The following is a 1,732-nucleotide window of genomic DNA, read 5'->3' as shown; positions in this document are numbered from 1 at the left end:
GCGAGGCATCCCACAACTCACGCCCCATACCGACCCACTGCGACCCCTGACCCGGGAACACGAACACCGCTCCCGCACCGGCATCGACGGCCCGGCCGGTCACCGCACCCGCCACCGAGGCACCCTCGGCCACCGACCGCAGCCCGGCGACCAGCTCCTCCCGGTCCCCGCCCAGCACCACCGCCCGCTGCTCGAACGCCGACCGCGTCCCCGCCAACGAGAAACCCACATCCAACGGACTCAACCCGGGATGCTCCACAAGCCGCTCCAGCAGCCGACGCGCCTGCGCACGCAACGCCGCCTCACCCCGGGCCGACACCAGCCACGGCACCGGCCCCTCCAACACGGGACGGCCCGCCCCGGCCGGCTCCACGGGCTCCGGCTCCGGAGCCTCTTCGAGGATCATGTGGGCGTTGGTGCCGCTGATCCCGAACGACGACACACCCGCACGCCGCGGACGTTCCGCCCGCGCCCACTCCCGGGCCTCGGTCAGCAGCTCCACCGCACCCGCCGACCAGTCCACCTTCGGTGTCGGCTCGTCCACGTGCAGCGTCTTCGGCAACACCTCGTTCTGGAGCGCCAACACGCTCTTGATCACGCCGGCCACGCCGGCCGCGGCACCCGTGTGCCCGAAGTTGGACTTGACGGACCCCAGCCACAGCGGCCGGTCGGCGGGGCGGTCCTGACCGTACGTCGCCAGCAGCGCCTGCGCCTCGATCGGGTCGCCCAGCGTCGTACCCGTACCGTGCGCCTCCACCATGTCCACATCCGCGGCCGCCAGGCCCGCGTTCGCCAGCGCCTGCCGGATCACCCGCTGCTGCGCGGGGCCGTTCGGGGCGCTCAGGCCGTTCGACGCACCGTCCTGGTTGATCGCCGAGCCGCGGATCACCGCGAGCACTTCGTGCCCGTTGCGGCGCGCGTCCGACAGCCGCTCGACGACCACCATGCCGATGCCCTCGCCCCAGCCGGTGCCGTCGGCGGACGCCGCGAAGGCCTTGCAGCGGCCGTCGCCGGCCATGCCACCGAGGTTGTCGAAGCCGGTGAAGGCGCTCGGCGTGGCCATGATGGTCACGCCGCCGGCGACGGCCAGGTCGCATTCGCCGTTGTGCAGGGACTGCGCGGCCAGATGGAGGGCGACCAGCGACGACGAGCACGCCGTATCCACGGTGACCGCGGGGCCCTCCAGGCCCAGCACGTAGGACACCCGGCCGGACATCACGCTGCCGAGCGCGCCGGTCATGCCGTATCCGCTGCCGGCCTCGGTCGATCCCATCAGCACGGTGGGATAGTCCTGCGGGCCACCGCCGACGAAGACACCGGTGGAGCTGCCCCGCAGGGAGTGCGGGTCGATGCCGGACTGCTCCAGCGCCTCCCACGAGGTCTCAAGGAGCAGCCGCTGCTGCGGGTCCATGGTCAGGGCCTCACGCGGCGAGATCCCGAAGAACCCGGCGTCGAACTCCCCGGCCTCGTGCAGGAACCCGGCCTGGCCGACGGCGGGCGCGCCCCAGCGGTCCCAACCACGGTCGGTGGGGAAGTCGGACAGTTCGTCGCGGCCTTCGGAGAGCAGCCGCCACAGGTCCTCGGCGTCGCGAACGCCGCCGGGGTAACGGCAGGCCATACCGACGATCGCGAGCGGTTCGTCGTCCACCGGCCGGGCCGCCGTCGCCACGGAACCGGATCCGGGTACACCTTCGACGAGTTCCGTGCGCAGCTGGGTGGCCAGCTGCTGCGG

The 1,732-nt window shown here is 72.9% G+C and carries 1 protein-coding gene; it reads right to left on the bottom strand.

The features are described 5' to 3' along the window. Positions 1-1,732, bottom strand: a 1,732-nt coding sequence (locus POF73_RS45640; RefSeq protein WP_443049779.1) for a type I polyketide synthase, incomplete at both ends; no start/stop codon positions are given.

Source organism: Streptomyces sp. HD (genome assembly GCF_028369295.1).
Taxonomy (GTDB): Bacteria; Actinomycetota; Actinomycetes; order Streptomycetales; family Streptomycetaceae; genus Streptomyces.
This window is presented reverse-complemented; position numbering and strand designations above follow the sequence as displayed.